Source organism: Burkholderia sp. Ap-955 (genome assembly GCF_011753045.1).
In the GTDB taxonomy this organism is placed as follows: domain Bacteria; phylum Pseudomonadota; class Gammaproteobacteria; order Burkholderiales; family Burkholderiaceae; genus Burkholderia; species Burkholderia lata_D.
Genome location: NZ_VWWH01000023.1, coordinates 65,594 through 91,223, shown reverse-complemented (window position 1 = coordinate 91,223; position 25,630 = coordinate 65,594). Strand labels below are relative to the sequence as shown.

Sequence of the window (25,630 nt, the reverse complement as noted above, 5' to 3'; positions counted from 1 at the left end):
CGGGCCGCCGCCGAGACCCGGCGGCGGGCACGGGCCGCGACCCGCGCGCGACGCTCAGAAGCGCGGCAGGTCGGGGTGCGGCAGCAGCCCGCCGCGCACGTGCTGGCGACCGTATTCTGCGCAGCGCGCGCGGGTCGGGATGCCCTTGTCCGGGTTCAGCAGCCCCGCCGGATCGAAGGCGCGCTTGACCGCGAAGAACGCATCGCGCTCCTGCGGCGAGAACTGTACGCACATCGAATTGAGCTTCTCGATGCCGACACCGTGCTCGCCCGTCACGCTGCCGCCGAATTCCACGCAGCATTCGAGGATTTCCGCACCGAACTGCTCGGCGCGGTGCAGTTCGTCCGGATCGTTCGCGTTGTACAGGATCAGCGGATGCATGTTGCCGTCGCCCGCATGGAACACGTTGATGCAGCGCAGCCCGTAGCGCGTTTCGAGCTGCTCGATGCGCGCGAGCAGCGGGCCGATCGCGCGGCGCGGCACGGTGCCGTCCATGCAGTAATAGTCGGGCGAAATACGGCCGGCGGCCGGGAACGCGTTCTTGCGGCCCGACCAGTAGCGCAGCCGCTCGCTCTCGTTGCGCGATACCTGGATGCGTGTCGCGCCATGCTCGCGCAGCACGGCCGTCATCCGCACGATCTCTTCCGCGACTTCTTCCGGCGTGCCGTCCGATTCGCACAGCAGGATCGCCTTCGCGTCGAGGTCGTAGCCGGCATGCGTGAAGGACTCGACGGCCTGCGTGGCCGGCTTGTCCATCATTTCGAGCCCGGCCGGGATGATCCCCGACGCGATGATCGCCGCGACGGCTTCGCCGCCCTTGACGACGTCGTCGAAGCTCGCCATCACGAGCTGGGCCGTTTGCGGCTTCGGGATCAGCTTCACCGTGACCTCGGTGACGATCGCGAACATCCCTTCGCTGCCGATCATCACGGCGAGCAGGTCGAGGCCCGGCATGTCGAGCGCGAGCGAGCCGAATTCGACGATCTCGCCGTCGATCGTGACCGCGCGCACGCGCATCACGTTGTGCACGGTCAGCCCGTATTTCAGGCAGTGGACGCCGCCGGAATTCTCCGCGACGTTGCCGCCGATCGTGCACGCGATCTGCGACGACGGATCGGGCGCGTAATACAGGCCGTACGGCGCGGCGGCTTCCGAGATCGCGAGGTTGCGCACGCCGGGCTGCACGGTCGCGGTGCGCGCGTAGGGATCGACTTCGACGATGCGCGTGAAGCGCGCCAGCGACAGCACGACGCCGAGCGCGATCGGCAACGCGCCGCCCGACAGGCTCGTGCCCGCGCCGCGCGGCACGATGGGCACTTCCATGCGGCGGCAGATCTGCACGATCCGCTGCACCTGCGATTCCGTTTCGGGCAGCGCGACCGCGAGCGGCAGGCGGCGGTACGCGGACAGGCCATCGCATTCGTACGGCGCCGTGTCTTCGTCGCGGTACAGCAGGCAGTGCGTCGGCAGCACGGCCATCAGCGCCTGCACGACTTCGCGCTGGCGCTGCGCGCGTGCCGCGCTCGACAGTTCGACGGGAGCGTTCATGGGGTCTCCTGCAGCAGGCGGCGCGGTGTCGCGCCACCGTGTCAGCACGTGAAAATCTTGCCCGGATTCATCAGGTTGCGCGGATCGAGCGCAAGCTTGATCGCACGCATCGTGTCGATCGCGTTGTCGCCGTGCTCCTTCGGCAGGAAGCGCATCTTGTGCAGCCCGACACCGTGCTCGCCCGTACAGGTGCCGCCGAGGCGCAGCGCGCGCTCGACGATCCGGTCGTTGATGTGCTCGGCTTCGGCGATTTCCTCGGGCTTGTCGGGGTCGATCAGGATCGCGACGTGGAAATTGCCGTCGCCGACGTGGCCGACGATCGGGCAGGGCAGCGACGACGCGCGCAGGTCGACTTCGGTTTCCTCGACACACGCGGCGAGCTGCGAGATCGGCACGCACACGTCGGTCGTCACCGCGCGGCAGCCGGGTTTCAACTGCAGCATCGCGAAATACGCGTTGTGGCGGGCGGCCCAGAGCCGGCTGCGGTCTTCGGGGCGGGTTGCCCATTCGAAGCCCTGGCCATTGTTCTGGCCGGCGAGCGCCTGGACGAGCTCGGCCTGTTCCTTCACGCCGGCCTCGGTGCCGTGGAATTCGAAGAACAGCGTCGGTGCTTCGGTCAGCGTCAGGTTCGAATGGCGGTTGATCGAGCGCACCGCGAGCGCATCGACGAATTCGACGCGCGCGATCGGCACGCCGATCTGGATCGTCTCGATCACGGTGCGCACCGCGTCGCCCATCGACGGGAACGTGCAGATCGCGGCCGATACGGCTTCGGGCAGCGGATGCAGGCGCAGCGTGATCTCGGTGATCACGCCGAGCGTGCCTTCGGAGCCGACGAACAGGCGCGTGAGGTCGTAGCCGGCCGACGATTTGCGGGCGCGCGAGCCGGTTTTCACCACGCGGCCGTCGGCGAGCACCGCGGTCAGGCCGAGCACGTTCTCGCGCATCGTGCCATAGCGCACGGCGTTGGTGCCCGACGCGCGCGTGGCGGTCATCCCGCCGATGCTTGCGTCGGCGCCCGGGTCGATCGGGAAGAACAGGCCGGTGTCGCGCAGTGCTTCGTTGAGCGCCTTGCGCGTGATGCCCGGCTCGACCGTCACGGTCAGGTCTTCGGCGTTGATCGACAGCACGCGGTTCATTTCCGACAGGTCGAGCGAGACGCCGCCGCGCACCGCGAGCAGGTGGCCTTCGAGCGACGAGCCGGCGCCGTACGGGATCAGCGGGACGCTGTACAGCGAGCACAGCGACACGACTTCGCGCACGTCGCCCGCGCTGTGCGCGAACACGACGGCGTCGGGCAGTTGCGGGTCGAACGGCGATTCGTCGCGGCCGTGGTGGGCGCGGACGGCGTCGGCGGTCGACACGCGCTCGCCGAAGGCGGCGCGCAGCGCATCGAGCATGGCAGGGGGAAGGGGGCGGCGCGTGGCAGCCGGCTGGGCAGGGTGATTCACGTACGTCTCCTTGTCGATCCGGGTGGGCGCGTTGGCGCCGGCCCGGCTCCCGTGCTGCAGGGTTTCAGCCCATTCTACGCTGTAACGCCTGCTGCGCCCGCCTCCGCGGGCTGCGATAATCGCGTTCGAACGCAACCGGGCCGCCTCGCGGCCGCGCACGAGAGGACATTCGCATGGGCAACCGCTTGAGCAAGATCGCCACGCGCACGGGCGACGATGGCACCACCGGGCTCGGCGACGGCCGGCGCATCGGCAAGGACGACACGCGGATCGCCGCGATCGGCGACGTCGACGAACTGAACTCGAACCTCGGCGTGCTGCTCGCCGAAACGCTGCCGGACGAGATCCGCACGGCGCTCGTGACGATCCAGCACGACCTGTTCGATCTTGGCGGCGAGCTGTGCATTCCCGGCCATACCGTGCTCGACGACACGCATCTCGCGCGTCTCGACCGCTGGCTCGCCGACTACAACGCGACGCTGCCGCCGCTGAAGGAATTCATCCTGCCGGCCGGCTCGCGCGCGGCGTCGCTCGCGCACGTGTGCCGAACCGTATGCCGCCGCGCGGAGCGTTCGATCGTCGCGCTCGGGCGGACCGAGACGCTCAACGATGCGCCGCGGCGCTACGTGAACCGGCTGTCGGACCTGCTGTTCGTGCTGGCGCGCGTGCTGAACCGCACCGACGGCGGATCGGACGTGCTGTGGGAGCGCGGCCGCGTCCGCTGACGGGTCGCCCCTTTGACGCACTGCGACAATTTGCCCGAGGGGCATCGATTTTTAAAGAGGTATTGTGTGTGCATGTTTAACGGAGAACGAACATGACCCACATCACCGCTGACCAGATGGCTCGCGTGAAGGCCACTGCCCCTGTCCTCGCCGTGCACGGCGCGACGATCACGAAGCACTTCTACCAGCGCATGTTCGCGCGCCATCCGGAACTGAAGAACCTGTTCAACCAGACGCACCAGAAGACGGGCAGCCAGCCGGAAACGCTCGCGAAGGCCGTCTACGCGTATGCGGCGAACATCGACAACCTCGGCGCGCTGGGCGGCGCCGTGACCAAGATCGCGCACAAGCACGCGAGCCTGAACATCCGCCCCGAGCATTACCCGATCGTCGGCGAGAACCTGCTCGCGTCGATCGTCGAAGTGCTGGGCGACGCGGTCGATGCCGAAACCCTCGAGGCATGGCGGGTCGCGTACGGCCAGCTCGCGCAGATCCTGATCGGCGTCGAGGCCGACCTGTACGCGGGCGCCGCGTGGAGCGGGTTCCGCCCGTTCAAGGTCGAGTGCAAGGTGCGCGAAAGCGACGAGATCACGTCGTTCTACCTGACGCCGGCCGACGGCGGCGCGGCGCCGACGTTCGAGCCCGGCCAGTACATCACGGTGAAGCGCTTCGTCGGCGACTTCGGCGTCGACCAGCCGCGCCAGTACAGCCTGTCCGACGCGCCGCACGGCAAGTGGCTGCGCATCTCGGTGAAGCGTGAAGCCGGCAAGCCGGAAGTCATTCCGGCCGGCAAGGTGTCGACGCTGATGCACGACGGCGTGGAAGAGGGCGCGATCGTCGAAGTGACCGCGCCGATGGGCGAATTCTCGCTGAAGCGTGGCGCCGAGACGCCGGTGGTGCTGATCTCCGGCGGCGTCGGCATCACGCCGATGATGTCGATGGCGTCGACGCTGATCGCCGAGGGCAGCCGGCGCGAAGTGCGGTTCGTCCACGCCTGCCGCTCGGGTGCGGTGCACGCGTTCCGCGACTGGCTGAACGATACGGTGCGCGACCATGCGAACGTCAAGCGCACGGTGTTGTACGAACTGGTCGGCCCGAACGATCGCGCCGGCATCGACCACGACCTGGAAGGGCGCCTCACGCCGGAACGCGTGCGGCAATACGCGCTGGTGCCGGACGCCTACTACTACATCTGCGGCCCGATCGGGTTCATGAAGGCGCAGCGTGACGCGCTCGTCGCACTGGGCGTCGCACGGGAACGCGTGAATACCGAAATCTTCGGCTCGGGCGCGCTCGAGTGACGCCCTGGCGGAGGGGCTCCGCCAATGAAAAAGCCCGGCGCGAGCCGGGCTTTTTGTTGCGCGCATAGGGCGTCAGGCGCGCAGCGTCAGCGTCGCGTGATAGCGCCACACTTTCGGGTTAGCTAATCGCGCAGAGTGAAATGACGACCGCACGCTGGCCGCATGGCCAATCCGCCACAGGCGGGGTCATGCGGCCAGCCTGTTTGCGTCCGTCAGTTGCCGCTGCCGCGCGTGACGCGGCGCGCCTTCACCGATTCCGCGAGGCCTTCCAGCACCTTCACGCTGTCGTCCCATGCGATGCACGCGTCGGTGATGCTCTGGCCGTAGGTCAGCTCGCAGCCTTCCTTCAAGTCCTGGCGCCCCTCGACGAGATGCGATTCGATCATCACGCCGACGATGCGCTCGTCGCCGGCCGCGATCTGGCGGCCGATGTCCGCGCAGACGGGGATCTGGTTCTCGTGCTTCTTCGAGCTGTTCGCGTGGCTCGCGTCGATCATCAGGCGCGCGGCGAGGCCGGCCTTGCCGATGTCCGCGCACGCGGCGTTCACGCTGTCCGCGTCGTAGTTCGGCGCCTTGCCGCCGCGCAGGATCACGTGGCAGTCCTCGTTGCCGGCCGTCGACACGATCGCCGAATGGCCGCCCTTCGTCACCGACAGGAAATGGTGCGGCTGCGAGGCGGCCTTGATCGCGTCGACCGCGATCTTCACGTTGCCGTCGGTGCCGTTCTTGAAGCCGACCGGGCACGACAGCCCCGACGCGAGCTCGCGGTGCACCTGCGATTCCGTCGTGCGGGCGCCGATCGCACCCCACGAGATCAGGTCGGCGATGTACTGCGGGCTGATCATGTCGAGGTATTCGGTCGCGGCCGGCAGCCCCATTTCGTTGATCTGCAGCAGCAGCTCGCGCGCGGTGCGCAGCCCTTCGTTGATCTTGAAGCTGTTGTCGAGGTGCGGATCGTTGATGAGGCCCTTCCAGCCGACCGTCGTGCGCGGCTTCTCGAAGTACACGCGCATCACGATTTCCAGTTCGCCCTTGAAGCGCTCGCGCTCCTTCACCAGCCGGCCCGCGTATTCGATCGCCGCCTTCGTGTCATGGATCGAGCACGGCCCGACGACGACGATCAGCCGGTCGTCCATCCCGTGCAGGATGCGGTGCATCGCCTGGCGCGAGTTGTAGATCAGCTCGGACGCGGCTTCGGAGCACGCGAATTCGCGGATCAGGTGGGCGGGCGGCGTCAGTTCCTTGAGTTCGCGAATGCGGACGTCGTCGGTGTTGTGCGGGGGCATGCTGTTTCTCCTTGGTTCCGGGCGCGGTTCGGTCAGTGCGAGTGCGCGTGCGGCAGATTCATCAATTCAAGCGATTCAGTGGTTTCGGTCGGGGCCGCGGGACCGCTGCGGCGGCGACCGGGTGGCGAAGGGCGAAAAAAAAACCGCCGGGTTCGCCGGCGGTTTTTTCGGGAATTTCGGTTGCGCTTTACGCGCCATCAACCCTCTCGATCCGCCAGCGGTCTGAGATACCAAAAAAAGTAAAAGTAAAACTTGGCGGACATGACGGAGATTCGGTTCGTCAAAAAAGTTGATTCGGAATTTATACCCCGTCGCCGGGCGGCTGGCAACCGGGAAACGTCAAAAATGCGGACATTCCGCGCGTTTTCTTCAAAATGCGCGGAATGTCTGCGCCACGATGCGGTTATGCCGTACCGCCGACCGTCATCCTGTCGATCCGCAGGGTCGGCTGGCCGACGCCGACCGGCACGCTCTGGCCTTCCTTGCCGCACACGCCGACACCCGAGTCGAGCGACATGTCGTTGCCGATCATGCTCACGTCCTTCAGCGATTCAGGGCCGCTGCCGATCAGCGTCGCGCCCTTCACCGGGTAGGTGATCTTGCCGTTCTCGATCATGTACGCCTCGGACGCCGAGAACACGAACTTGCCGTTCGTGATGTCGACCTGGCCGCCGCCGAAGTTCACCGCGTACAGGCCGTTCTTCACCGACGCGATGATTTCCTGCGGATCCTTGTCGCCGTTCAGCATGTACGTGTTGGTCATGCGCGGCATCGGCAGCGCCGCGTACGATTCGCGGCGCGCGTTGCCGGTCACCGGCATCTTCATCAGGCGTGCGTTCAGCGTGTCCTGGATGTAGCCCTTCAGGATGCCGTCCTCGATCAGCGTCGTGCACTGCGTCGGGTTGCCTTCGTCGTCGATGTTCAGCGAGCCGCGGCGGTTCGGCAGCGTGCCGTCGTCGACGACGGTCACGCCCTTCGCGGCGACCCGCTCGCCGATCCGGCCCGCGAATGCCGACGAACCCTTGCGGTTGAAGTCGCCTTCGAGACCGTGGCCGATCGCCTCGTGCAGCAGCACGCCCGGCCAGCCCGGCCCGAGCACGACCGTCATCGCGCCGGCCGGCGCGGGGCGGGCGTCGAGGTTCACGAGCGCCGCATGCACGGCGTCGTCGACGTAGCGCGACAGCACGTCGTCGGTGAAATAGCCGTAGTCGAAGCGGCCGCCGCCGCCGCCGGAGCCGATCTCGCGGCGGCCGTTCTGCTCGGCGATCACCGTGACCGACACACGCACGAGCGGGCGGATGTCGGCCGCGAGCGCGCCGTCGCTGCGGGCGACCAGCACGACGTCGTATTCGCCGGCGAGGCCTGCCATCACCTGCGTGATGCGCGGGTCGCGGCCGCGCGCCATCTGCTCGATGCGTTCGAGCAGCTTGACCTTGGCCGTCGCGTCGAGCGACGCGAGCGGATCGGACGGCAGGTACAGGTCGCGGCCCGAGATGCCCTTCAGCGACGATGCCGCCTTGATCTTCTGGCGGCCGCCGCCGGCCGCCGCGATTGCCTTGGTGGCCGCAGCGGCTTGCGCGATCGCTTCCGGCGACAGGTCGTCGGAATACGCGAACGCGGTGCGGTCGCCCGCGACCGCGCGCACGCCGACGCCCTGGTCGATGCTGAAGCTGCCCGATTTGACGATGCCTTCCTCGAGGCTCCACGCTTCGCTGCGGGTCGCCTGGAAGTACAGGTCCGCATAGTCGACGCGATGCGTGAAGATGTCGGCGATCGTGCGCGTGAGCAGGCTTTCGTCGAGGCCGTACGGCGTGAGCAGGATGTCCTTCGCCAGCGCGAGGTTGCGGATGCCGGGTTCGATGATGTTCATGCGGATATCGGGGTTTCTCAAAAAGTTGTCGGGTGCTTCTGGGCAGATGGGTTGGCCGCGCGGCGTTTCAAGCGGTGCGGCGGATTCAGGTCAGCACGCGGTGCCGCCACGCGGGCAGGCTCTGGCGCACGTCGGCGATGCGCTGCGGATCGATCGCGCCGAGCACGACGCTGGCACCGACGTCACGGACCGCGACGATCTCGCCCCACGGGTCGATCAGCATGCTGTGGCCCCAGGTGCGCCGGCCGTTCTCGTGCTTGCCGCCTTGCGCGGCCGCGAGCACGTAGCACTGGTTTTCGACGGCCCGCGCGCGCAGCAGCGTTTCCCAGTGCGCGCGGCCCGTCGTATACGTAAACGCCGACGGGACGACGATCAGCGCGCAGTCGCCCATCCTGCGATACAGCTCCGGAAAGCGGAGATCGTAACAGACCGACAGGCCGACCCGCCCGAACGGCGCGTCGAACGCGACGACCGTATCGCCCGCGCGGATCGTGCGCGCCTCGTCGAACGACTCGTCGCCTTTCTCGAAGTTGAACAGGTGGATCTTGTCGTAGCGCGCGGCTTCGTTGCCGGACGGATCGAACACGAGCGTCGTGTTGAGCACGCGATCGGGCTCCGGCGCCTTCAGCGGCAGCGTGCCGCCGATCACCCAGATGCCGTGGCGACGCGCGGCGTCCGCGAGGAAGCGCTGGACCGGGCCGTCCTGGTAGGGTTCGGCGAGCGCGAGCTTGTCGGTGTCGCGGTGGCCCATGAAGCAGAAATACTCGGGCAGCAGCACGAGCTGCGCGCCTTCGCCGGCGGCTTCCGCGATCAGGCGGCGGGCTTCGGCGAGATTGCGCGCGACGTCCGGCGTGCTCACCATCTGCAGCGCGGCGACCTGGAAGGGCGTGGCGGAACGGGTGTGGTCGGTCATCGCAGGATCGGTTGCGTCATAAATGGGGTGCGGCCCGGCACCGTGCGCGATTCGACGCGCGGCTCAATGATTCGCCGCATCGGCCGGACCGTGATTCATCTTACCCTGATCGCCCCGCACCCGCTCGATGTGCGGGTGCGCCCACGAGCCGGTGATCGCGTAGTCGAGCGCGAACGCGCGCGACAGCGTCTCCGACAGCGCATAGTTCGCGGCCAGCACGCCGACGCCGAGCAGCGGGTTGATGATGGCCGCCCCGATCGCGGCGGCGCCCGCGCTGATCTTCGGTGCGACGTGCGCATGCAGGTCCTGCGTCTCGGCGCCGAGATCGACCGCGCCGCGCACGGAGACGTTCGCGGGCCCCGTCATCATCGAGAAGTCGTCGGTGCGGGCGATCCCGTTCGAGATCTGGCCGGTGCCGGTAATCTTGTCGAACGGCAGCCCCTTGCCGATCACGTCGCGGAAATTCAGCGTCAGGAAGCGCGCGAGGCTCTGAAGGCTCAGCACGCCGAGCAGCTTCGCCGCGCCCGGGTCGACCTTCAGGATCTGGCCGTGTTCGAGATCGATCGCGATCTGGCCGCCGAGTGACGGGAAGTGGAGCGCGGTCGGGCCGCCGCGCCAGCCGACCTTGCCGGTCACCGAGCCATGGCCGTTTGCCAGCGTGCGCGGCAGGCCGACGCGGTCGAGCAGCGCGCCCGCGTTGCCGATGTCGAGCTTGAAGTCGAACACGGTGCGGCGCGGTGCGTCGCTCTCGTCGGTGCCGCGGGCGAGCGCGCGGCGCGACGTGCGCCAGTTGCCGGTCGCCGTCAGCTTCGCGTCCGGGTTCGCCAGCTCCAGTTTGTCGAGCTGCCAGACCGGCGTGCCGGCTTCATCGATATTGCGCGCGTTGACGACGAGGCGGCCGATGTCGTGGTTGCGCGCGACGACCTGGTCGACGATCAGGTCGATCGACGGTATCGGGCGGTCGGTCGGCGTCGGCAGGTTCATCGCGCGGCCGACGAGATCGTGCTGCGCGCTGTCGGGCACCACGAGCTTCGCGAGCCGCGCGTTCAGCACGCCCGCGCCGTTGTGGCCGCCGCCCGGCGCCCACGACAGGTAGCCCGACACCTGGTTCGACGCGATGTTCGCCTGCCACAGCTCGTCGATGTGCGACGCGCCGACGATCACGTTTTCCCAGTTGCGTTTGAGCAGCTTCAGCGTGCCGAAATGGAACGCGAAGCGCTTCGGCGCGAAGCTCGCGAAATCGACGCGCGGCGCGGCCTGCGGCTCCGGCGCGCGCGGCGTGTCGGACTTCAACGTATGGGCAAGCGCGAGCCACGCATCGGCGTCCAGTTCGTTGACGTCGACGGCCGCGCTCACGCCGTCCTGCGGCATGTCGGGCATCCGGTGGATGCCCATCGCGCCGCGCACCGCGCGCAGCGGCTGGCCGCGCGTCGCGTCGAGCAGGTAGGTCGCGGACACGGGGCCGAGCGTCAGGTCGGCGTGCTCGAGGCGCTTGCCGTCCGCTTGCGGCGCCGGCTGCAGCGTGAAGTTGAACGGCATCGGCGTGCCGGCCGCCTTCGCGAACGGCGCGGGGAAATTCAGCGCGACGCCGGTCAGGTCGGAATGCGCGCTGATGTCGGGCAGGCGGCCCGGCGCGCCGCGTACGGCGACCTTGTACGGCGCGTCGCCGACCACGTGCTCGAGCAGCGCGGCGGCCGGGCCGTGCAGGTTCAGGCCGCGCGCGGCGTCGAGTGCGAGCCGGCCGTCGACGTCCACCGTGTAGGGCCCGTGCGACTGGAAGTTGCCGTTCGCGCGCACCGGGCCGCCGAGGAAGCGCCCCGAGAGTTCGTGCAGCGATGCGCCGGCCTCGGTGAACCGGACACTGCCGCGCAGTGCGGACAGCGGCGGCACGCCGCTGGTCGTCAGCGTGTTGCCGCCGAATGCGAGCGCGCCTTCGACGTGCGTGTGCGGATGCGCGACGTGCTGCGGAATCGTGATCTTGAGCCCGAGCGACGCGGGCCCCTGCGCGTCGATCCGCTGGCCGATGTGCCCGCTCATCGTGCCGAGCGAGCTGTTGTCCGCGTAGTCGATCAGGTCGGCGAGCGGGCCCTGCGCATGGCCGTCGATGATCAGCGGCGAGTGGCTCGGATTGCCGAGATCGTCGATGCGGCCCGCGACCTTCGTCAGTGCGACGCGCTTGTAGTGTGCGCGGTGGATGTCGAAGCGCAGCTTGTTCTGCGCGAGTTCGAATACGCCGTCGATCCCGTCGAGCGCCGGCCAGATGCTCGGCGTGCCGTTCGCGAGCTTGCGCGGCGGGTACGGCGTCGGTTCGAAGCGGCCGCCGGTGAACGGCGCGACGATGTGGAACACGCCGGCGTCCGGCTCGTGTTCGAACGGGAATTTCTCGAGCGGGCCACGGGCGACGATCGACGCGCCCTTGGTCACCTGGCCGTCCTGCAGTGCGTGGCCGAGATAGTCGCGCAGGTGCTCGGACATCCCGGTCGGGAGGTAGCGCGGAATGCGCGCCACCGACGCCCGGGCGAAATCGGCGCGCAGGTCGAGCGAGCCGCGGCCGTGGCCGGGGTTCGTGTACGAGCCCGACACCGCGATTTCGGCATCGGGGTTCGACACGAACAGGTCGGGCAGCGACACGTCGACGCGCGCGTGCTTGTCGCCGGGCTCGGGCGTGATCGTCCATTTGGCATTGCCGCGCAGCCGGTCGAACGTCAGGCGCGGCTCGTCGAATTCGCCGGGTACCGTGACGGCCGCGTTGACCGTGTCGAAATGTGCGGAGCCGCCAGTCTCGTTCGCGTCGACGCGGCCCCACAGGTTCTCGACACCCGGCCAGCCGGCACGCGGGTGGCCGCGCGGCGAGAGCCCGGGCGGCGGCTCCTGCGCGGCGAAGCTGATGCCTTGCAGGTCGCCGAGGAATCGGTAGCGCACGATCGGCGCCGCGCCCATGCGCCGCTCCTCATCGGCGAGGTCCGCGTGTGCGGGTTTCGCGCGCTCGACCTCGATGTGATAGTTCGACACCATCCCGCGCGGGTCGAGCTTGATCAGCTCGTTGCGCAGGCGTGCAGGCAGCGGCAGCCCGCGGATGAATTCGCTGAGGATGCCGAGATCGACGCGGTCGCCGACCACGCTCAGCAACTGCCCCTGGTTCACGGTCGGCACGCGGTAGCGGGCCGTCAGCGTCGACAGCGCGAGCGAGCGGGCGAGCGGCGTGCCGTCCGGCAGCGGCGGCTGGCCGAGCTCCGCGTTGAAGCGCGTCAGGTGCAGCGTGTAGTCGTGGCCGGCGTCGAGCTGCATGTCCCAGCCGAAGCCGACCGTCGGCACGTCGAGCCGCGGCTGCGTCGGGCGCACGCGCAGCGCGACGTCCGCGCCCTGCAGGTCGCCGCCCGCCGAATGCAGGTGGCCGTCGCCGAAGGTGGCCCAGATCGCGTTGTCGATCCGGCCCGCGTGGATCGTGAGCGGCATGTCGAGGTAGCGCGCGAGCGTCTGCAGGTCGACCGGGCCCGTCGACAGGTACGCGTCGCCCGTCCAGTTCGCCGGCTTGCCGACCGGCGCGAGCGGCTTGTGCTTGAAGCGCGCACGGAAGTCGAGCGGGCCGAGCAGCAGCGTGCCGTTCGCAGGCGCCTGCAGCGCGGCCTTGTGCACGCGGCCGGCATTGAGCACCGCGATCCGGATGCCCGACAGCACGAGCTCCGGCGCGTCATGCTGCGCGTCGCGCCAGCGCAGCGTGCCGCCGCGCAGCACGATCGCCTCCTGCTTCAGCAGCCACGTGCCGAACGTGTCGTTGCCGCCGTGGGTGGTCGCCACGCCGACGCCCGCGATGCTCAGCGAGCCGTCGGCGGCACGCGCGACGACCAGGTCGGGCTGGTCGACGATCAGGCTCGACAGCGCGGGCGACAGCCGCAGCAGCGACATCCACGACAGCGCGGCCGTCGCATGCGGCACCGACAGCGCGACCTTGCCGTCACGGCCGCGGATCGTCAGGTTCGTAAGTTCGACGCCCGGCTGCATGCCGGACCAGTTCGGGGAAAGCTTGCCGATCGAAAGCTGCGCGTGGAGCTTGTCGGACACCGCGCGTTCGATGCGCGGGCGGAATTCGTCGATGCGGGGCAGCAGGACGTACCGCAGCCCGAGGAACGTGCCCGCAGCGACGAAGTAGGTGCCGATCCCGACTGCCAGCGTCACTTTGAACACGCGACGCAAGACCGGGTGATCGTGCTTCGGAGGTCCCGCTTCGGGCGCAGCTACGGCGGATTCCTGACGGTCGGGCATGCGGCGGACGGGCGGCGATATGGTAGTTTTGCAGACTGACGTAGAAATGTATCACACGGGTTCGTGCCGGCGGCCGTTGCGGCAGCGTGGCACGGGCTTTCCGGCGCGCGGTTTCGCGACGGGCGCACTCGCCCCCGCGACGCCGCGCCGAGTCCATGGAGCCGGTCGGGAGCGGGGCGCGCGTGCGTTTCCCGTGCCGGCCGGCCGTTCCGCCAGGCCCGCTTCTCGATGACCGACGCTTCCGCCCTGATCAGCACGTCCTATTCCCGTTATCTGGCCCGCGCGGCCGCCGCGCGACCCGCGCTGGTCGACCAGGTCGCTGCGTGGGCTGCCGCGCCGCTCGGTCGCGCGCAGCTCGACGCGCGCCTCACCGAACTGCTCGCGACGCCGGCCGGCACGGCCGCGCCGACCGAGGAGCAACTGAAGCGCGCACTGCGGCAACTGCGCGCCGAGGTGTTCGGCGCGGTGGCGGAGCGTGACCTGCGCGGGGTGGCGGACGTCGCCGAAGTGACGGGCGCGATGACCGATCTCGCGGAAGTGGCCGTGCAGCGCTCGCTCGCGCTGCTGTCGGCCGAGCTCGAGGCGCTGTACGGCGAGCCGCGCGGTGCCGACGGCCAGCGCGTCGTGCTCGGCGTGGTCGGGATGGGCAAGCTCGGCGGCCGTGAGTTGAACGTGTCGTCGGACATCGACTTGATCTTCGTCTACGAGGACGACGGCGAGACGACCGGCGGCGCGCGTTCGCCGCTGTCCACGCAGGAATACTTCACGCGGCTCGGCCGGCGGCTGATCGGCGTGTTGTCGGAAGTCACCGCCGACGGCTACGTGTTTCGCGTCGACATGCGGCTGCGTCCGAACGGCGATTCGGGGCCGCTCGTCTGCAGCCTCGGCATGCTCGAGGAATATTTCTACGTGCAGGGCCGCGAGTGGGAGCGCTATGCGTGGATCAAGGGGCGGCTCGTGTCGGAAGGCGACAGCGACGCGGCGCAACGGCTGGCGTCGCAGCTCGAATCGATCGTCAAGCCGTTCGTGTACCGCCGCTACCTCGACTTCGGTGTGATCGGCGCGATCCGCTCGCTGCACCAGCAGATCCGGCAGGAAGCCGCGCGCCGCGCGTCGATGCGGCCCGACAAGGCCGACGACATCAAGCTCGGGCGCGGCGGGATCCGCGAGATCGAATTCAGTGCGCAGGTGTTCCAGCTGATCCGCGGCGGCCAGGATGCGGAATTCCGCGTGCGGCCGACGCTCGCGGTGCTGCGCCATGCGCAGGCGCGCGGGCTGATCGGCGAGGATGTGCGTGCGCGCCTGACCGATGCCTACAACTTCCTGCGCACACTCGAGCACCGGCTGCAGTACCGCAACGACGCGCAGACGCACGCGATGCCGGTCGAGCCGGACGAACGCGCGGCGCTGGCCGCGTCGCTGGGCTTTGCCGACTATGCGGCGCTGATGACGGTGCTGGACGGCCACCGCACGTTCGTCGAAGCGCAGTTCGACCAGATTTTTGCCGACAAGGCGAGCGGCGCGCCCTGCGCGGCCGGCGACGACACGGCCGCCGCGTGGATCTGGAGCGGCGCGCTGGCCGACGACGGCGAGGACGACGCGCTGGTCGCGCGTCTCGACGGCCTCGGCTTTACGGATCCGGCCACCGTGCTCGCCCGGCTGCGCGCGATCTGGCAGTCGTCGCGCTACACGGGCCTGCCGGAAAAGAGCCGACAGCGCTTCGACAGCGTCGCGCAGCGGGCGCTCGACGCCGCGCCGAACATCGACGCGGCGCGCCGTGACGACACGATCGTGCGCCTGTTCGACCTGCTCGAGACGGTCAGCCGGCGCGGTGTCTATCTCGCGCTGCTGACCGAATATCCGGCCGCGCTCGACCGCGTGCTGTCGGTGCTCGGTGCGACGCGCTGGGGCGGCGGCTACCTGATCCGCCATCCGCAACTGCTCGACGAACTGCTCGACGACGAGGCGATCGCGAGCCCGTTCGACTGGCCCGCGTTCAAGGACGCACTGCGCGCGCGACTCGCCGCGGCCGACGGCCCCGAGCAACAGATGGACCTGCTGCGGCACGCCCAGCACGCGGAGGTGTTCCGGATCCTGCTGATCGATCTGGCCGGGCAACTGTCGGTCGAGCACGTGAGCGACCGGCTGTCCGAGCTGGCCGACGCGGTGCTCGACGTGACGATCGAAGTCGTCTGGTCGCAGCTCGCGAAGCGCCATCGCGACGTGCCGAAGTTCGCGGTGATCGCGTACGGCAAGCTGGGCGGCAAGGAACTCGGCTACGCATCGGATCTCGACCTGATCTTCCTGTACGACGACGCCGACGACCGCTCGGCGGACGTCTACACAACGTTTACGCGGCGCCTGATCACGTGGCTCACCACGGCGACCGGGGCGGGCGCGCTGTTCGACATCGACCTGCGGCTGCGGCCGAACGGCGAGGCCGGGCTGCTCGTCACCGATCTCGACGCGTTCCGCCGCTACCAGCTGCGCGAGGGCGACGCCGCGAATACCGCGTGGGTCTGGGAGCATCAGGCGCTGACGCGTGCCCGCTACAGCGCGGGCGACGCGCAGATCGGCGCGGACTTCGAGGCGATCCGCCAGCAGGTGCTGACGACGCCGCGCGACGGCGGCGTGCTCGCGAAGGAAATCGTCGACATGCGCGGCAAGGTGTTCGCCGGCCACCCGAACCAGACCGAGCTGTTCGACCTGAAGCACGATCGCGGCGGGATGGTCGACATCGAGTTCATCGTCCAGTACTGGGTGCTGTTGCACGCGTCGAGCGACGCCGAGCTGATCCGCAACACGGGCAACATCGCGCTGCTGCGCGAGGTCGCGCGCTTCGGGCTGATGGGCGAGGACGAGGCCGAGCGCGTCGGGGCGGCGTACCGGAAGTACCGGAAGCTGCAGCACAAGCTGCGGCTCGACGGGATGGAGAAGGCGCGGGTCGATCCGGCCGTGGTGGCCGACGAGCGGGCGGCCGTGACGGCGCTGTGGGAGCGCGTGTTCGGGGCGGTTGAAACGGACAGTTGAAACGGCCGTTCGATGCGGGACGGCAGGGCGGACACGATTGTGCTGCCCGCCGTGCCAAAAAGAAGACCGGCGCATGCGCCGGTCTTCTTGCGTTCGACGAACGGATAACGGGTGGCCGGCGTCAGGCGGCCAGCATTTCCTTCGCGTGCTTGCGCGTCGTGGCCGTGATCTCGAGCCCGCCGAGCATCCGCGCGACTTCCTCGATCCGGTTCGCGCGGTCGAGTGCGACGACGGTCGACACCGTACCGCCACGGTCGTCGGCGCCTTTTGCGACCTGGTAGTGGTGATCGCCGCGCGCGGCGACCTGCGGCAGGTGCGTCACGCACAGCACCTGGCGATCGCGCCCGAGCTGGTGCAGCAGGCGGCCGACCACTTCGGCGACGCCGCCGCCGATCCCCGTATCGACTTCGTCGAAGATCAGCGTCGGCGTCGGGCTTGCCGCGCTGGCGATCACCGCGAGCGCGAGGCTGATCCGCGCGAGCTCACCGCCCGACGCAACCTTCGCGAGCGGCCGCAGCGGCACGCCGGGGTGCCCGGCGACCCGGAATTCGACCTGTTCGAGCCCGTGCGGGCCGCCGTCGGCGAGCGGCACGAGCGCGACTTCGAAGCTCCCGCCCGCCATCGACAGTTCCTGCATGCCAGCCGTGACGGCCGTGCCGAGCGCCTTGGCGGCCTGCGCGCGTGCCTTGGACAGGTGCTTGGCGTCGGCGAGATAGGCTTCCCGCGCCTTGGCCTGCACCGCCTCGAGCGCGCCGAGATCGGCCGCCGCATCGAGTGCGGCGAGCTGCGCGCGGCGTGCCGCGTGTTCTTCGTGCAGCGTGTCGGGCGGCAAGCGGAACTTGCGGGCGGTCGAGTGCAGCGCATCGAGGCGCGTTTCGACCTGCGCGAGCCGGTCGGGATCGAGATCGACGCGCTGCGCATAGTGCGACAGCGAATAGACGGCTTCCTGCAACTGGATCTCGGCCGGTTCGAGCGACGCGAGCGCGTCGCCGAGCGAGGTGTCGTAGTCGGCGAGGCTGCGCAGCTTCGACACGATCGCGCCGAGCTGCGCGAGCATCGCGTCGTCGGACTCGGACAGCGCGTTGAGCGCACCGCGCACGCCTTCGATCAGGTTCGCCGAATGCGACAGGCGCTTGTGCTCGTTGCTGACTTCGTCCCATTCGCCGGCTTGCGGCGCGAGCTTGTCGAGTTCGGCGAGCTGCCAGGCGAGCTTTTCCCGTTCGAGTTGCAGCTCGCGCTCATGCGCTTTTGCAGCCTCGATCGCCTGTGTTGCATCGCGCCACACGCGCCATGCGCGCGCGACGTTCGCGGCATCGGCGACGAGCCCCGCGTGCGTATCGAACAGCTCGCGCTGCGCATCCGGCCGCATCAGCAGCTGGTGCGCATGCTGGCCGTGGATGTCGACGAGCATTTCGCCGAGCTCGCGCAGTTGCGCGAGCGTCGCGCTGGTGCCGTTGATGAACGCGCGCGACCGGCCGTTCGCATCGATCACGCGGCGCAGCATCACGGTGTCCTCGGTGTCGAACGCATGTTCGTCGAGCCAGCGCGCGACGCGGTCGTGCGGCGTGAATTCGGCGGTGATGTCGGCGCGGCCGCAGCCGGTGCGCACGACGCTGGCGTCGGCACGTTCGCCGAGCGCGAGGGCAAGGGCGTCGATCAGGATCGATTTCCCGGCGCCGGTTTCACCGGAAAAGACGGAAAAGCCGCTGTCGAATTCGAGATCGAGCGCGGCGACGATGACGAAGTCGCGGATCGAGAGGTGGCGGAGCATGGTGTCGGGCAGAGCGGCGTCAGGACGCCTTGTCGTCTTCGTTCGAGGCGTGTTCGTTCCAGTGCAGCTTCTTGCGCAGCGTCGCGTAGTAGCTGTAGCCGATCGGGTGCAGGAACGGCACCGTATGCTTCGAGCGGCGCACCTCGATCGTGTCGTTCAGTTCGAGCGCGGTGAACGACTGCATGTCGAAGTTCACGTTGACGTCGCGGCCGCCGACGATCTGGATCGCGATTTTCGAATCGTCGGGCAGCACGATCGGCCGGTTCGACAGCGCATGCGGCGCGATCGGCACGAGCACGATGCCCGCCAGCTGCGGATGGAGGATCGGGCCGGCCGACGACAGCGCGTAAGCGGTCGAACCGGTCGGCGTGGCGACGATCAGGCCGTCCGAACGCTGGTTGTACATGTACCGGCCGTCGACCGAAGCGCGCAGCTCGACCATCCCGGAGAAGCCGCTGCGGTTCACGACGACGTCGTTGAAGGCGATCGCGTGGTAGATCGGTTCGCCGTCGCGCATGATCCGCGCTTCGAGCAGCGCGCGCTCCTCGCGCTCGAACTTGCCCGACAGGATCACCGGGACGAGCGCCTGCATGTCGGCCGCCGCGATATCGGTGATGAAGCCGAGCCGCCCGTGGTTGATCCCGATCAGCGGTGTCTTGTACGGCGCGAGCTGACGGCCGATGCCGAGCATCGTCCCGTCGCCGCCCAGCACGACCGCCACATCGGCACGCGCCCCGATTTCGGCCGGGGTCAGCGCCGGGTAGCCGGTGATGCCGATCTCGCGCGCGGTCTCGGCTTCGAAGACGACCTCGAAGCCCCGCTTGGCGATGCAGGCGGCCAGCGTGGCGAGCGGCTCGGCGATGTTCGGCGTGTTGCTCCGGCCGACGAGCGCGACTGTGTTGAACAGATTACCGGTTTTCATGCCGGCATTACACCATAGCTCGTTGACGAAAAGAACCGGCTGTGCGCAGTCGGGGCCGGATCGGGCCGGCCCGCGCAACGGTAGCCGACGCCACTCGCCGCGGTCGCGCGGTTGCGCTAAAATTTTCCACCATGCTAGATCCTCGCGCACGAACCCTCCTGAAAACCCTGATCGAACGGTATATCGCCGACGGTCAGCCAGTCGGATCGCGCACGTTGTCCCGTTACTCCGGGCTCGAGCTGAGCCCGGCAACGATTCGCAACGTGATGTCCGACCTGGAGGAGCTCGGCCTCGTGTCGAGCCCGCACACGTCGGCCGGCCGCGTGCCGACGCCGCGCGGCTACCGGCTGTTCGTCGACACGATGCTGACGGTCGAGGCGCCGATCGACGCCGAAGCCGTCGCGCGGCAGGTGCAGAACACGCTGCAGGCCGGCGAGCCGCAGCAGCGGGTCGTGGCGGCCGCCGCGAGCGTGCTGTCGAACCTGTCGCAGTTCGCGGGCGTGGTGCTGACGCCGCGCCGCAGCCACGTGTTCAAGCAGATCGAGTTCATGCGCCTGTCGGACAAGCGCATCCTGCTGATCATCGTCACGCCCGAGGGCGACGTGCAGAACCGGATGCTCGCGACGCCGCGCGATTACTCGCCGTCGCAACTGACCGAGGCGTCCAACTACATCAATGCGCATTTCGCCGGACTGTCGTTCGACGAGGTGCGCCGCCGCCTGCGCGACGAGATCGACCAGTTGCGCGGCGACATGACCGCGCTGATGCACGCCGCCGTGACGGCCAGCACCGAGGTGCCCGACACCGAGGACACCGTGCTGATTTCCGGCGAGCGCAACCTGCTCGAAGTGGCGGATCTCTCGTCCGACATGGCGCGGCTGCGCAAGCTGTTCGACGTATTCGACCAAAAGACGGGCCTCCTGCAGTTGCTCGACGTGTCGAGCCACGCCCAGGGCGTGCAGATCTTCATCGGCGGCGAATCGACGCTCGTGCCGATCGAGGAAATGAGCGTCGTTACCGCGCCTTACGAGGTGAACGGGCAGATCGTCGGCACGCTCGGCGTGATCGGCCCGACCCGCATGGCGTACAACCGCGTGATACCGATCGTCGACATCACCGCGCGCCTGCTGTCGCTCACGCTGAGCCAGCAGTAGCCTGCCGTCGCCAGCCCGATCCTGCCCCGTCATCGTGCCGCGGCACCGCGTGTGCCGGCAGTCGGCCGAACGGCCAGCCGACCGGCGCGGAGCGGCCCGCTATAATTGAGAGCCGTCCGGTCCCGTGCCCCGAGCACGTAATTGCCCATGCGTTTCGATCTTGAGCCGCCTTCGAGCACCGCGGCTGCCCATCGCATCGGTGTGCTGCTGATCAATCTCGGCACGCCCGACGCCCCGACACCGCGTGCGGTGCGGCGCTACCTGGCCGAATTCCTGTCGGATCCGCGGGTCGTCGAGATTCCGCAGGCCGTCTGGCAGGTGCTGCTGCGCACGCTGATCCTGCCGCTGCGCGGCCGCGCGTCCGCGAAGAAATACGCGGCGGTCTGGATGCCCGAGGGCTCGCCGCTGCGCGTGTACACGGAGCGCCAGACCGACAGCGTACGGCATCTGCTCACGTCGAACGGCTATCACGTGATGGTCGACTACGCGATGCGCTACGGCAGCCCGAACATTTCGCACGCGCTCGCGCAGTTCAAGCGTGCGGGCGTCGAGCGCGTGCTGCTGATGCCGATGTATCCGCAATACTCGGCGTCAACCACGGCCACGGCCTTCGACGCCGCATTCGACGCGCTCGCGCGCATGCGCAACCAGCCCGAGGTGCGCACGGTGCGGCACTACGCCGACCATCCGGCCTATATCCATGCGCTGGCCGAGCAGGTGCGCCAGTATTGGGCGCAGCACGGCCGGCCCGACTTCGCGGCCGGCGACAAGCTCGTGCTGAGCTTTCACGGCGTGCCGAAGCGCACGCTCGACCTCGGCGACCCCTATCACGACCAGTGCCAGCAGACGGGTGCGCTGCTGATGGCCGCGCTCGGGCTGTCGACGACCGAATGCCGTGTCACGTTCCAGTCGCGTTTCGGCAAGGCCGAATGGCTGCAGCCTTACACCGCGCCGACGCTGCGCGAGTTTGGCGAGGCCGGCGTGCGGCGGGCCGACGTGTTCTGTCCCGGTTTCACGGCCGACTGCCTGGAGACGATCGAGGAGATCGGCATGGAAGTGCGTGACGAATTCCTCGCCGGCGGCGGCAAGGCGTTCCACCGCATTCCGTGCCTGAATGGCGCGTCCGCGTGGATCGGTGCGCTCGGCGAGATCGTCGCCGAGAATCTGCAGGGCTGGCCGGTCAGGGCCGCGCAGCCCGAAACGGTGGGTTGAGATGAAACGACCCCCACGCTCACTTCGTTCACTGCCCCCCGAGGGGGCGGTCAGCCTCCTTGGGGCGGCCCGGCGGAGGCTGCGATGAATTACAAGATTTCGACTGAACCGGGCGCGAAGCTGCGCATCGACAAATGGCTGTGGGCGGCCCGGTTCTTCAAGACGCGCTCGCTCGCGACCGATGCGGTCGACAAGGGGCACGTGAAGATTGGCGGCGCGGCGGTCAAGCCGGCGAAGGACGTGCGCGTGGGCGACGAGGTCGAGATTGCGATCGACGGCATCGTCTGGCACATTGCCGTGCTCGGCGTGTGCGACGTGCGCGGGCCAGCGAGCGTCGCGCAGACGCTTTATGCGGAAACGGAAGCGGGGCGGGCCGCACGGCTCGCCGAACTGGAGCGGCGCCGCACGTATCGTGAGCCGGCAGCCGAATTGCATGGCCGGCCGACGAAGCGCGACCGGCGCATCATCGACAGATTTTCTGGTGGGAGCTGAACATCTGGTCGAAGGTCGCCCGCGCGCTTCCGTATTCGGTCGTGCGGTCGGTGACGGCTCCCGACAGGCAGATGGTGGTGGTGCCGGCAATGAGTACCAGCGCGACCACCGAGATCGCAAACGTCAGTTTCATGGTACTCCCCTCGAGAGGAAGGGTGAAAACGGCGCCAGGTGGATGTCAGGCGGCGGTCAGCTAGGGGTAAACACGCTTTTCCGACGCTTGAGTGGAGTGTAGTGCAGCGGGCCTGTGCCAAGCTAGTACTTGCCAGGTAAGCGTTGTTACCGCCCGTTTCGCCCGATCTGGCGGACTATGCGGCCGATGCCCCGGCGTGACGCGCGGTTGTTTCGCGGTATTGGAGAATGCCGGCGGATAACCCTCTTGAAATCGTAGTTTTCACCCTTATTTGCACCAGCAATGTGCGGTGCCACCGGATATACGGTCCGGCGGTTACCGATTTGGCTTCAACCTCTAATCGACTTTCAGCGACATGGAAAACACGCAAGAGAACCCGGCATCCCAATCGGCCGAAGATATCGGCAGCGAGAAGCAGGCGGCGCAAGGCGCTGCTCCCGCCGCCGAAGCAGCCGACGCGGCGCTCGCGGAGGCTCAAGCCAAGGTCGCCGAGCTGCAGGAGAGCTTCCTGCGGGCGAAGGCCGAGACCGAGAACGTCCGCCGCCGCGCGCAGGACGACGTCTCGAAGGCGCACAAGTTCGCGATCGAGAGCTTTGCGGAGCACCTGCTGCCCGTGCTGGACAGCCTGGAAGCGGCCGTCAACGATACGTCCGGCGACATCACGAAAGTGCGCGAGGGCGTCGAGCTGACGCTGCGCCAGCTGACGAGCGCGCTCGAGAAGGGCCGCGTCGTCGCGCTGAACCCGGTCGGCGAGAAGTTCGATCCGCACCAGCACCAGGCCATTTCGATGGTGCCGGCCGACCAGGAGCCGAACACCGTCGTCACCGTGCTGCAAAAGGGCTACACGATCGCCGACCGCGTGCTGCGTCCGGCGCTCGTCACCGTCGCGCAGCCGAAGTAAGGCCGTCGCGATGCTGCCAGCCGGCGTCGATCCGGCCGCGTTCGACGCGTTCGACATGCAGGCGCTGGACGCCGGCACGTTCGACGCGGCGATCGACGGCGCGGGTGATGCGCTCGCGGTGGTGTTCTTCTGGGGCGTCGACTGCTTCAACTGCGAGATCGCGAAGAAGGCGATGCTCGCCCAGCCGGACGCGATCCGCGCGCTGGACCTGAAGTGGTTCCATTGCAACGTGTATGAACACCACCAGCTGGGGCGCCGCTTCGGGCTGCACGGCGTACCGACGTGGTTCTTCTTCCACCGCGGCAAGCGGCTCGGCCGCGCGACGGGCTGGCATGGCCTCGCGCAGTTCCAGGCAGCGGTGTCGGCGGCACGCGCGAAAATCGCCGCTGTGGGCGGCGATCCGCTAGCCGGCGGCGATTGAAAAAATTTAATATCCGCATCGCTCGTCAGGTCTTGAAAACGGATCGGACGGACGCATTTCGGGAACAGAGTTGAATTCTGGCGCGCGAAACCGCCCCAAAACGCGGGGTTTCGTGCAGCAAACAAGCATTTCTGGAGATTAGGAAAAATGGGAAAGATCATCGGTATTGACCTCGGCACCACGAACTCGTGCGTTGCCATCATGGAAGGCAACCAGGTCAAGGTCATCGAGAACTCGGAAGGCGCGCGCACCACGCCGTCGATCATCGCCTACATGGACGACAACGAAGTGCTCGTCGGCGCGCCGGCCAAGCGTCAGTCGGTGACCAACCCGAAGAACACGCTGTTCGCGGTGAAGCGCCTGATCGGCCGCCGCTTCGAAGAGAAGGAAGTCCAGAAGGACATCGGCCTGATGCCGTACACCATCATCAAGGCCGACAACGGCGATGCATGGGTCGAAGCGCACGGCGAAAAGCTCGCGCCGCCGCAGGTTTCGGCGGAAGTGCTGCGCAAGATGAAGAAGACGGCCGAAGACTACCTCGGCGAGCCGGTCACGGAAGCCGTGATCACGGTGCCGGCGTACTTCAACGACAGCCAGCGCCAGGCCACCAAGGACGCCGGCCGCATCGCGGGCCTCGAAGTCAAGCGGATCATCAACGAGCCGACCGCGGCTGCGCTCGCGTTCGGCCTCGACAAGGCAGAGAAGGGCGACCGCAAGATCGCCGTGTATGACCTCGGCGGCGGTACGTTCGACGTGTCGATCATCGAAATCGCGGACGTCGACGGCGAAATGCAGTTCGAAGTGCTGTCGACCAACGGCGACACGTTCCTCGGCGGCGAAGACTTCGACCAGCGCATCATCGATTACATCATCGGCGAGTTCAAGAAGGAGCAGGGCGTCGACCTGTCGAAGGACGTGCTCGCGCTGCAGCGCCTGAAGGAAGCCGCTGAAAAGGCGAAGATCGAGCTGTCGTCGAGCCAGCAGACCGAAATCAACCTGCCGTACATCACGGCGGACGCGTCGGGTCCGAAGCACTTGAACCTGAAGATCACCCGCGCGAAGCTGGAAGCGCTGGTGGAAGACCTCGTCGAGCGCACGATCGAACCGTGCCGCATCGCGATCAAGGACGCAGGCGTCAAGGTGTCGGACATCGACGACGTGATCCTGGTCGGCGGCCAGACGCGTATGCCGAAGGTGCTGGAGAAGGTGAAGGAATTCTTCGGCAAGGATCCGCGCCGTGACGTGAACCCGGACGAAGCCGTCGCAGTCGGCGCGGCGATCCAGGGCCAGGTCCTGTCGGGCGACCGCAAGGACGTGCTGCTGCTCGACGTGACCCCGCTGTCGCTCGGCATCGAGACGCTCGGCGGCGTGATGACGAAGATGATCAGCAAGAACACGACGATCCCGACGAAGCACGCTCAGGTGTACTCGACGGCGGACGACAACCAGGGCGCCGTGACGATCAAGGTATTCCAGGGTGAACGCGAAATGGCAGCCGGCAACAAGCTGCTCGGCGAGTTCAACCTCGAAGGCATCCCGCCGGCACCGCGCGGCGTGCCGCAGATCGAAGTGACCTTCGACATCGACGCGAACGGCATCCTGCACGTCGGCGCGAAGGACAAGGCGACCGGCAAGGAAAACAAGATCACGATCAAGGCGAACTCGGGTCTGTCCGAGGCTGAAATCGACCAGATGATCAAGGACGCGGAAGCAAACGCAGCGGAAGATCACAAGCTGCGCGAGCTGGCTGATTCGCGCAACCAAGGCGACGCGCTGGTCCACAGCACGAAGAAGGCGCTGACCGAGTACGGCGACAAGCTGGACGCGGGCGAGAAGGAAGCCATCGAAGCGTCGCTGAAGTCGCTCGAGGAAGCGCTGAAGGACTCGTCGGCCGACAAGGCTGCGATCGACGCGAAGGTCGAGGAGCTCGGCAAGGTGTCGCAGAAGCTCGGCGAAAAGATGTACGCCGACATGCAGGCCCAGCAGGCAGGTGCGGCCGGCGCAGCGGGTGCAGCGGAAGGCGCGGCCCACGCGGGTGGCGCGCAACAGGCTGCCGACGATGTCGTCGACGCCGAGTTCAAGGAAGTGAAGAAGGACTAAGCCGGGTTGCCCCGGTGCCGCACGCCGCGCGCGCAACCCGCGCGCGGCGCGGCTGACGGGTTGGCTGACAAGCGGTCTGTCTTTCCTTCCGGATGGCCGGATCGACTCCACGCCTGGCGGGCTTCGCGGCCCTCCGG

Annotated in this window: 18 protein-coding genes; 9 read left to right on the top strand and 9 right to left on the bottom strand. The window is 68.1% G+C overall.

Going from position 1 to position 25,630, the window contains the following annotated elements; translation table 11 throughout:
* Positions 1-54: 54 nt before the first annotated feature.
* Both F3J15_RS15555 and F3J15_RS15550 read right to left on the bottom strand, forming a co-directional pair.
* Positions 55-1,548, bottom strand: coding sequence for an FAD-linked oxidase C-terminal domain-containing protein (locus tag F3J15_RS15555; protein WP_069247182.1), 1,494 nt, complete (start codon positions 1,546-1,548; stop codon positions 55-57).
* A 41-nt stretch (positions 1,549-1,589) separates the two neighbouring features.
* The gene (locus tag F3J15_RS15550) at positions 1,590-2,999 is read right to left on the bottom strand and encodes an FAD-linked oxidase C-terminal domain-containing protein (RefSeq protein WP_166892272.1); all 1,410 of its coding nucleotides are present in this window, start codon (positions 2,997-2,999) and stop codon (positions 1,590-1,592) included.
* A gap of 173 nt (positions 3,000-3,172) precedes the next feature.
* Between F3J15_RS15550 and F3J15_RS15545 the strand changes: the two genes are divergently transcribed.
* Both F3J15_RS15545 and hmpA read left to right on the top strand, forming a co-directional pair.
* On the top strand, positions 3,173-3,724 hold the full coding sequence (locus F3J15_RS15545; RefSeq protein WP_039361370.1) for a cob(I)yrinic acid a,c-diamide adenosyltransferase: 552 nt from the start codon (positions 3,173-3,175) through the stop codon (positions 3,722-3,724).
* A gap of 92 nt (positions 3,725-3,816) precedes the next feature.
* Complete coding sequence (gene hmpA / locus F3J15_RS15540) at positions 3,817-5,025, top strand: NO-inducible flavohemoprotein (RefSeq protein WP_166892269.1); 1,209 nt, start codon at positions 3,817-3,819, stop codon at positions 5,023-5,025.
* A 212-nt stretch (positions 5,026-5,237) separates the two neighbouring features.
* Here hmpA and aroG read toward each other — a convergent pair whose 3' ends face one another.
* The 4 genes from aroG to F3J15_RS15520 all read right to left on the bottom strand — a co-directional run bounded on the left by aroG (position 5,238) and on the right by F3J15_RS15520 (position 13,357).
* Positions 5,238-6,311, bottom strand: coding sequence for a 3-deoxy-7-phosphoheptulonate synthase AroG (gene aroG, locus F3J15_RS15535; protein WP_166892266.1), 1,074 nt, complete (start codon positions 6,309-6,311; stop codon positions 5,238-5,240).
* A 403-nt stretch (positions 6,312-6,714) separates the two neighbouring features.
* The gene (tldD, locus tag F3J15_RS15530; protein WP_039361365.1) at positions 6,715-8,181 is read right to left on the bottom strand and encodes a metalloprotease TldD; all 1,467 of its coding nucleotides are present in this window, start codon (positions 8,179-8,181) and stop codon (positions 6,715-6,717) included.
* Between the two features lie 85 nt (positions 8,182-8,266).
* A complete protein-coding gene (locus F3J15_RS15525; RefSeq protein ID WP_069247186.1) occupies positions 8,267-9,094 on the bottom strand; it encodes a carbon-nitrogen hydrolase family protein in 828 nt (275 codons plus the stop codon).
* Between the two features lie 63 nt (positions 9,095-9,157).
* Positions 9,158-13,357, bottom strand: a complete 4,200-nt coding sequence (locus tag F3J15_RS15520; protein ID WP_166892264.1) for a YhdP family protein — start codon at positions 13,355-13,357, stop codon at positions 9,158-9,160.
* 228 nt (positions 13,358-13,585) lie between these two features.
* Between F3J15_RS15520 and glnE the strand changes: the two genes are divergently transcribed.
* Positions 13,586-16,387, top strand: a complete 2,802-nt coding sequence (gene glnE / locus F3J15_RS15515) for a bifunctional [glutamate--ammonia ligase]-adenylyl-L-tyrosine phosphorylase/[glutamate--ammonia-ligase] adenylyltransferase (RefSeq protein WP_166892262.1) — start codon at positions 13,586-13,588, stop codon at positions 16,385-16,387.
* Between the two features lie 121 nt (positions 16,388-16,508).
* Here the strand turns inward: glnE and recN are convergent, their stop codons facing one another.
* Entirely contained in the window at positions 16,509-18,158 is a 1,650-nt protein-coding gene (recN, locus tag F3J15_RS15510) for a DNA repair protein RecN (protein WP_166892259.1), read from the bottom strand.
* Between the two features lie 19 nt (positions 18,159-18,177).
* Positions 18,178-19,080, bottom strand: a complete 903-nt coding sequence (locus F3J15_RS15505) for an NAD kinase (RefSeq protein WP_069247190.1) — start codon at positions 19,078-19,080, stop codon at positions 18,178-18,180.
* 131 nt (positions 19,081-19,211) lie between these two features.
* On the opposite strand from F3J15_RS15505, the gene hrcA reads away from it, so the two are divergent.
* From hrcA to F3J15_RS15490, 3 genes are all read left to right on the top strand, one after another.
* The gene (gene hrcA / locus F3J15_RS15500) at positions 19,212-20,234 is read left to right on the top strand and encodes a heat-inducible transcriptional repressor HrcA (protein WP_031399637.1); all 1,023 of its coding nucleotides are present in this window, start codon (positions 19,212-19,214) and stop codon (positions 20,232-20,234) included.
* A 147-nt stretch (positions 20,235-20,381) separates the two neighbouring features.
* Positions 20,382-21,446 (top strand): ferrochelatase, encoded by a 1,065-nt coding sequence (hemH, locus tag F3J15_RS15495; protein WP_069247191.1) that lies wholly within the window; start codon positions 20,382-20,384, stop codon positions 21,444-21,446.
* A gap of 84 nt (positions 21,447-21,530) precedes the next feature.
* Positions 21,531-21,938: an RNA-binding S4 domain-containing protein gene (locus F3J15_RS15490; RefSeq protein WP_043189537.1), complete on the top strand. Its 408-nt coding sequence runs from the start codon at positions 21,531-21,533 to the stop codon at positions 21,936-21,938.
* Here F3J15_RS15490 and F3J15_RS15485 read toward each other — a convergent pair.
* A complete protein-coding gene (locus F3J15_RS15485; RefSeq protein WP_006476841.1) occupies positions 21,910-22,071 on the bottom strand; it encodes a hypothetical protein in 162 nt (53 codons plus the stop codon). The two genes, F3J15_RS15490 and F3J15_RS15485, sit on opposite strands and share 29 nt — an antisense overlap.
* Positions 22,072-22,426: 355 nt before the next feature.
* On the opposite strand from F3J15_RS15485, the gene grpE reads away from it, so the two are divergent.
* The 3 genes from grpE to dnaK all read left to right on the top strand — a co-directional run bounded on the left by grpE (position 22,427) and on the right by dnaK (position 25,493).
* The gene (gene grpE, locus F3J15_RS15480; protein ID WP_069247193.1) at positions 22,427-22,972 is read left to right on the top strand and encodes a nucleotide exchange factor GrpE; all 546 of its coding nucleotides are present in this window, start codon (positions 22,427-22,429) and stop codon (positions 22,970-22,972) included.
* Positions 22,973-22,982: 10 nt separating this feature from the next.
* Entirely contained in the window at positions 22,983-23,393 is a 411-nt protein-coding gene (locus tag F3J15_RS15475) for a thioredoxin family protein (RefSeq protein WP_166892256.1), read from the top strand.
* Positions 23,394-23,540: 147 nt separating this feature from the next.
* Positions 23,541-25,493 carry a molecular chaperone DnaK gene (dnaK, locus tag F3J15_RS15470; RefSeq protein WP_166892253.1) on the top strand — a complete coding sequence of 651 codons (1,953 nt, stop codon included), beginning with the start codon at positions 23,541-23,543 and terminating at the stop codon, positions 25,491-25,493.
* The last annotated feature ends 137 nt before the right edge of the window (positions 25,494-25,630 follow it).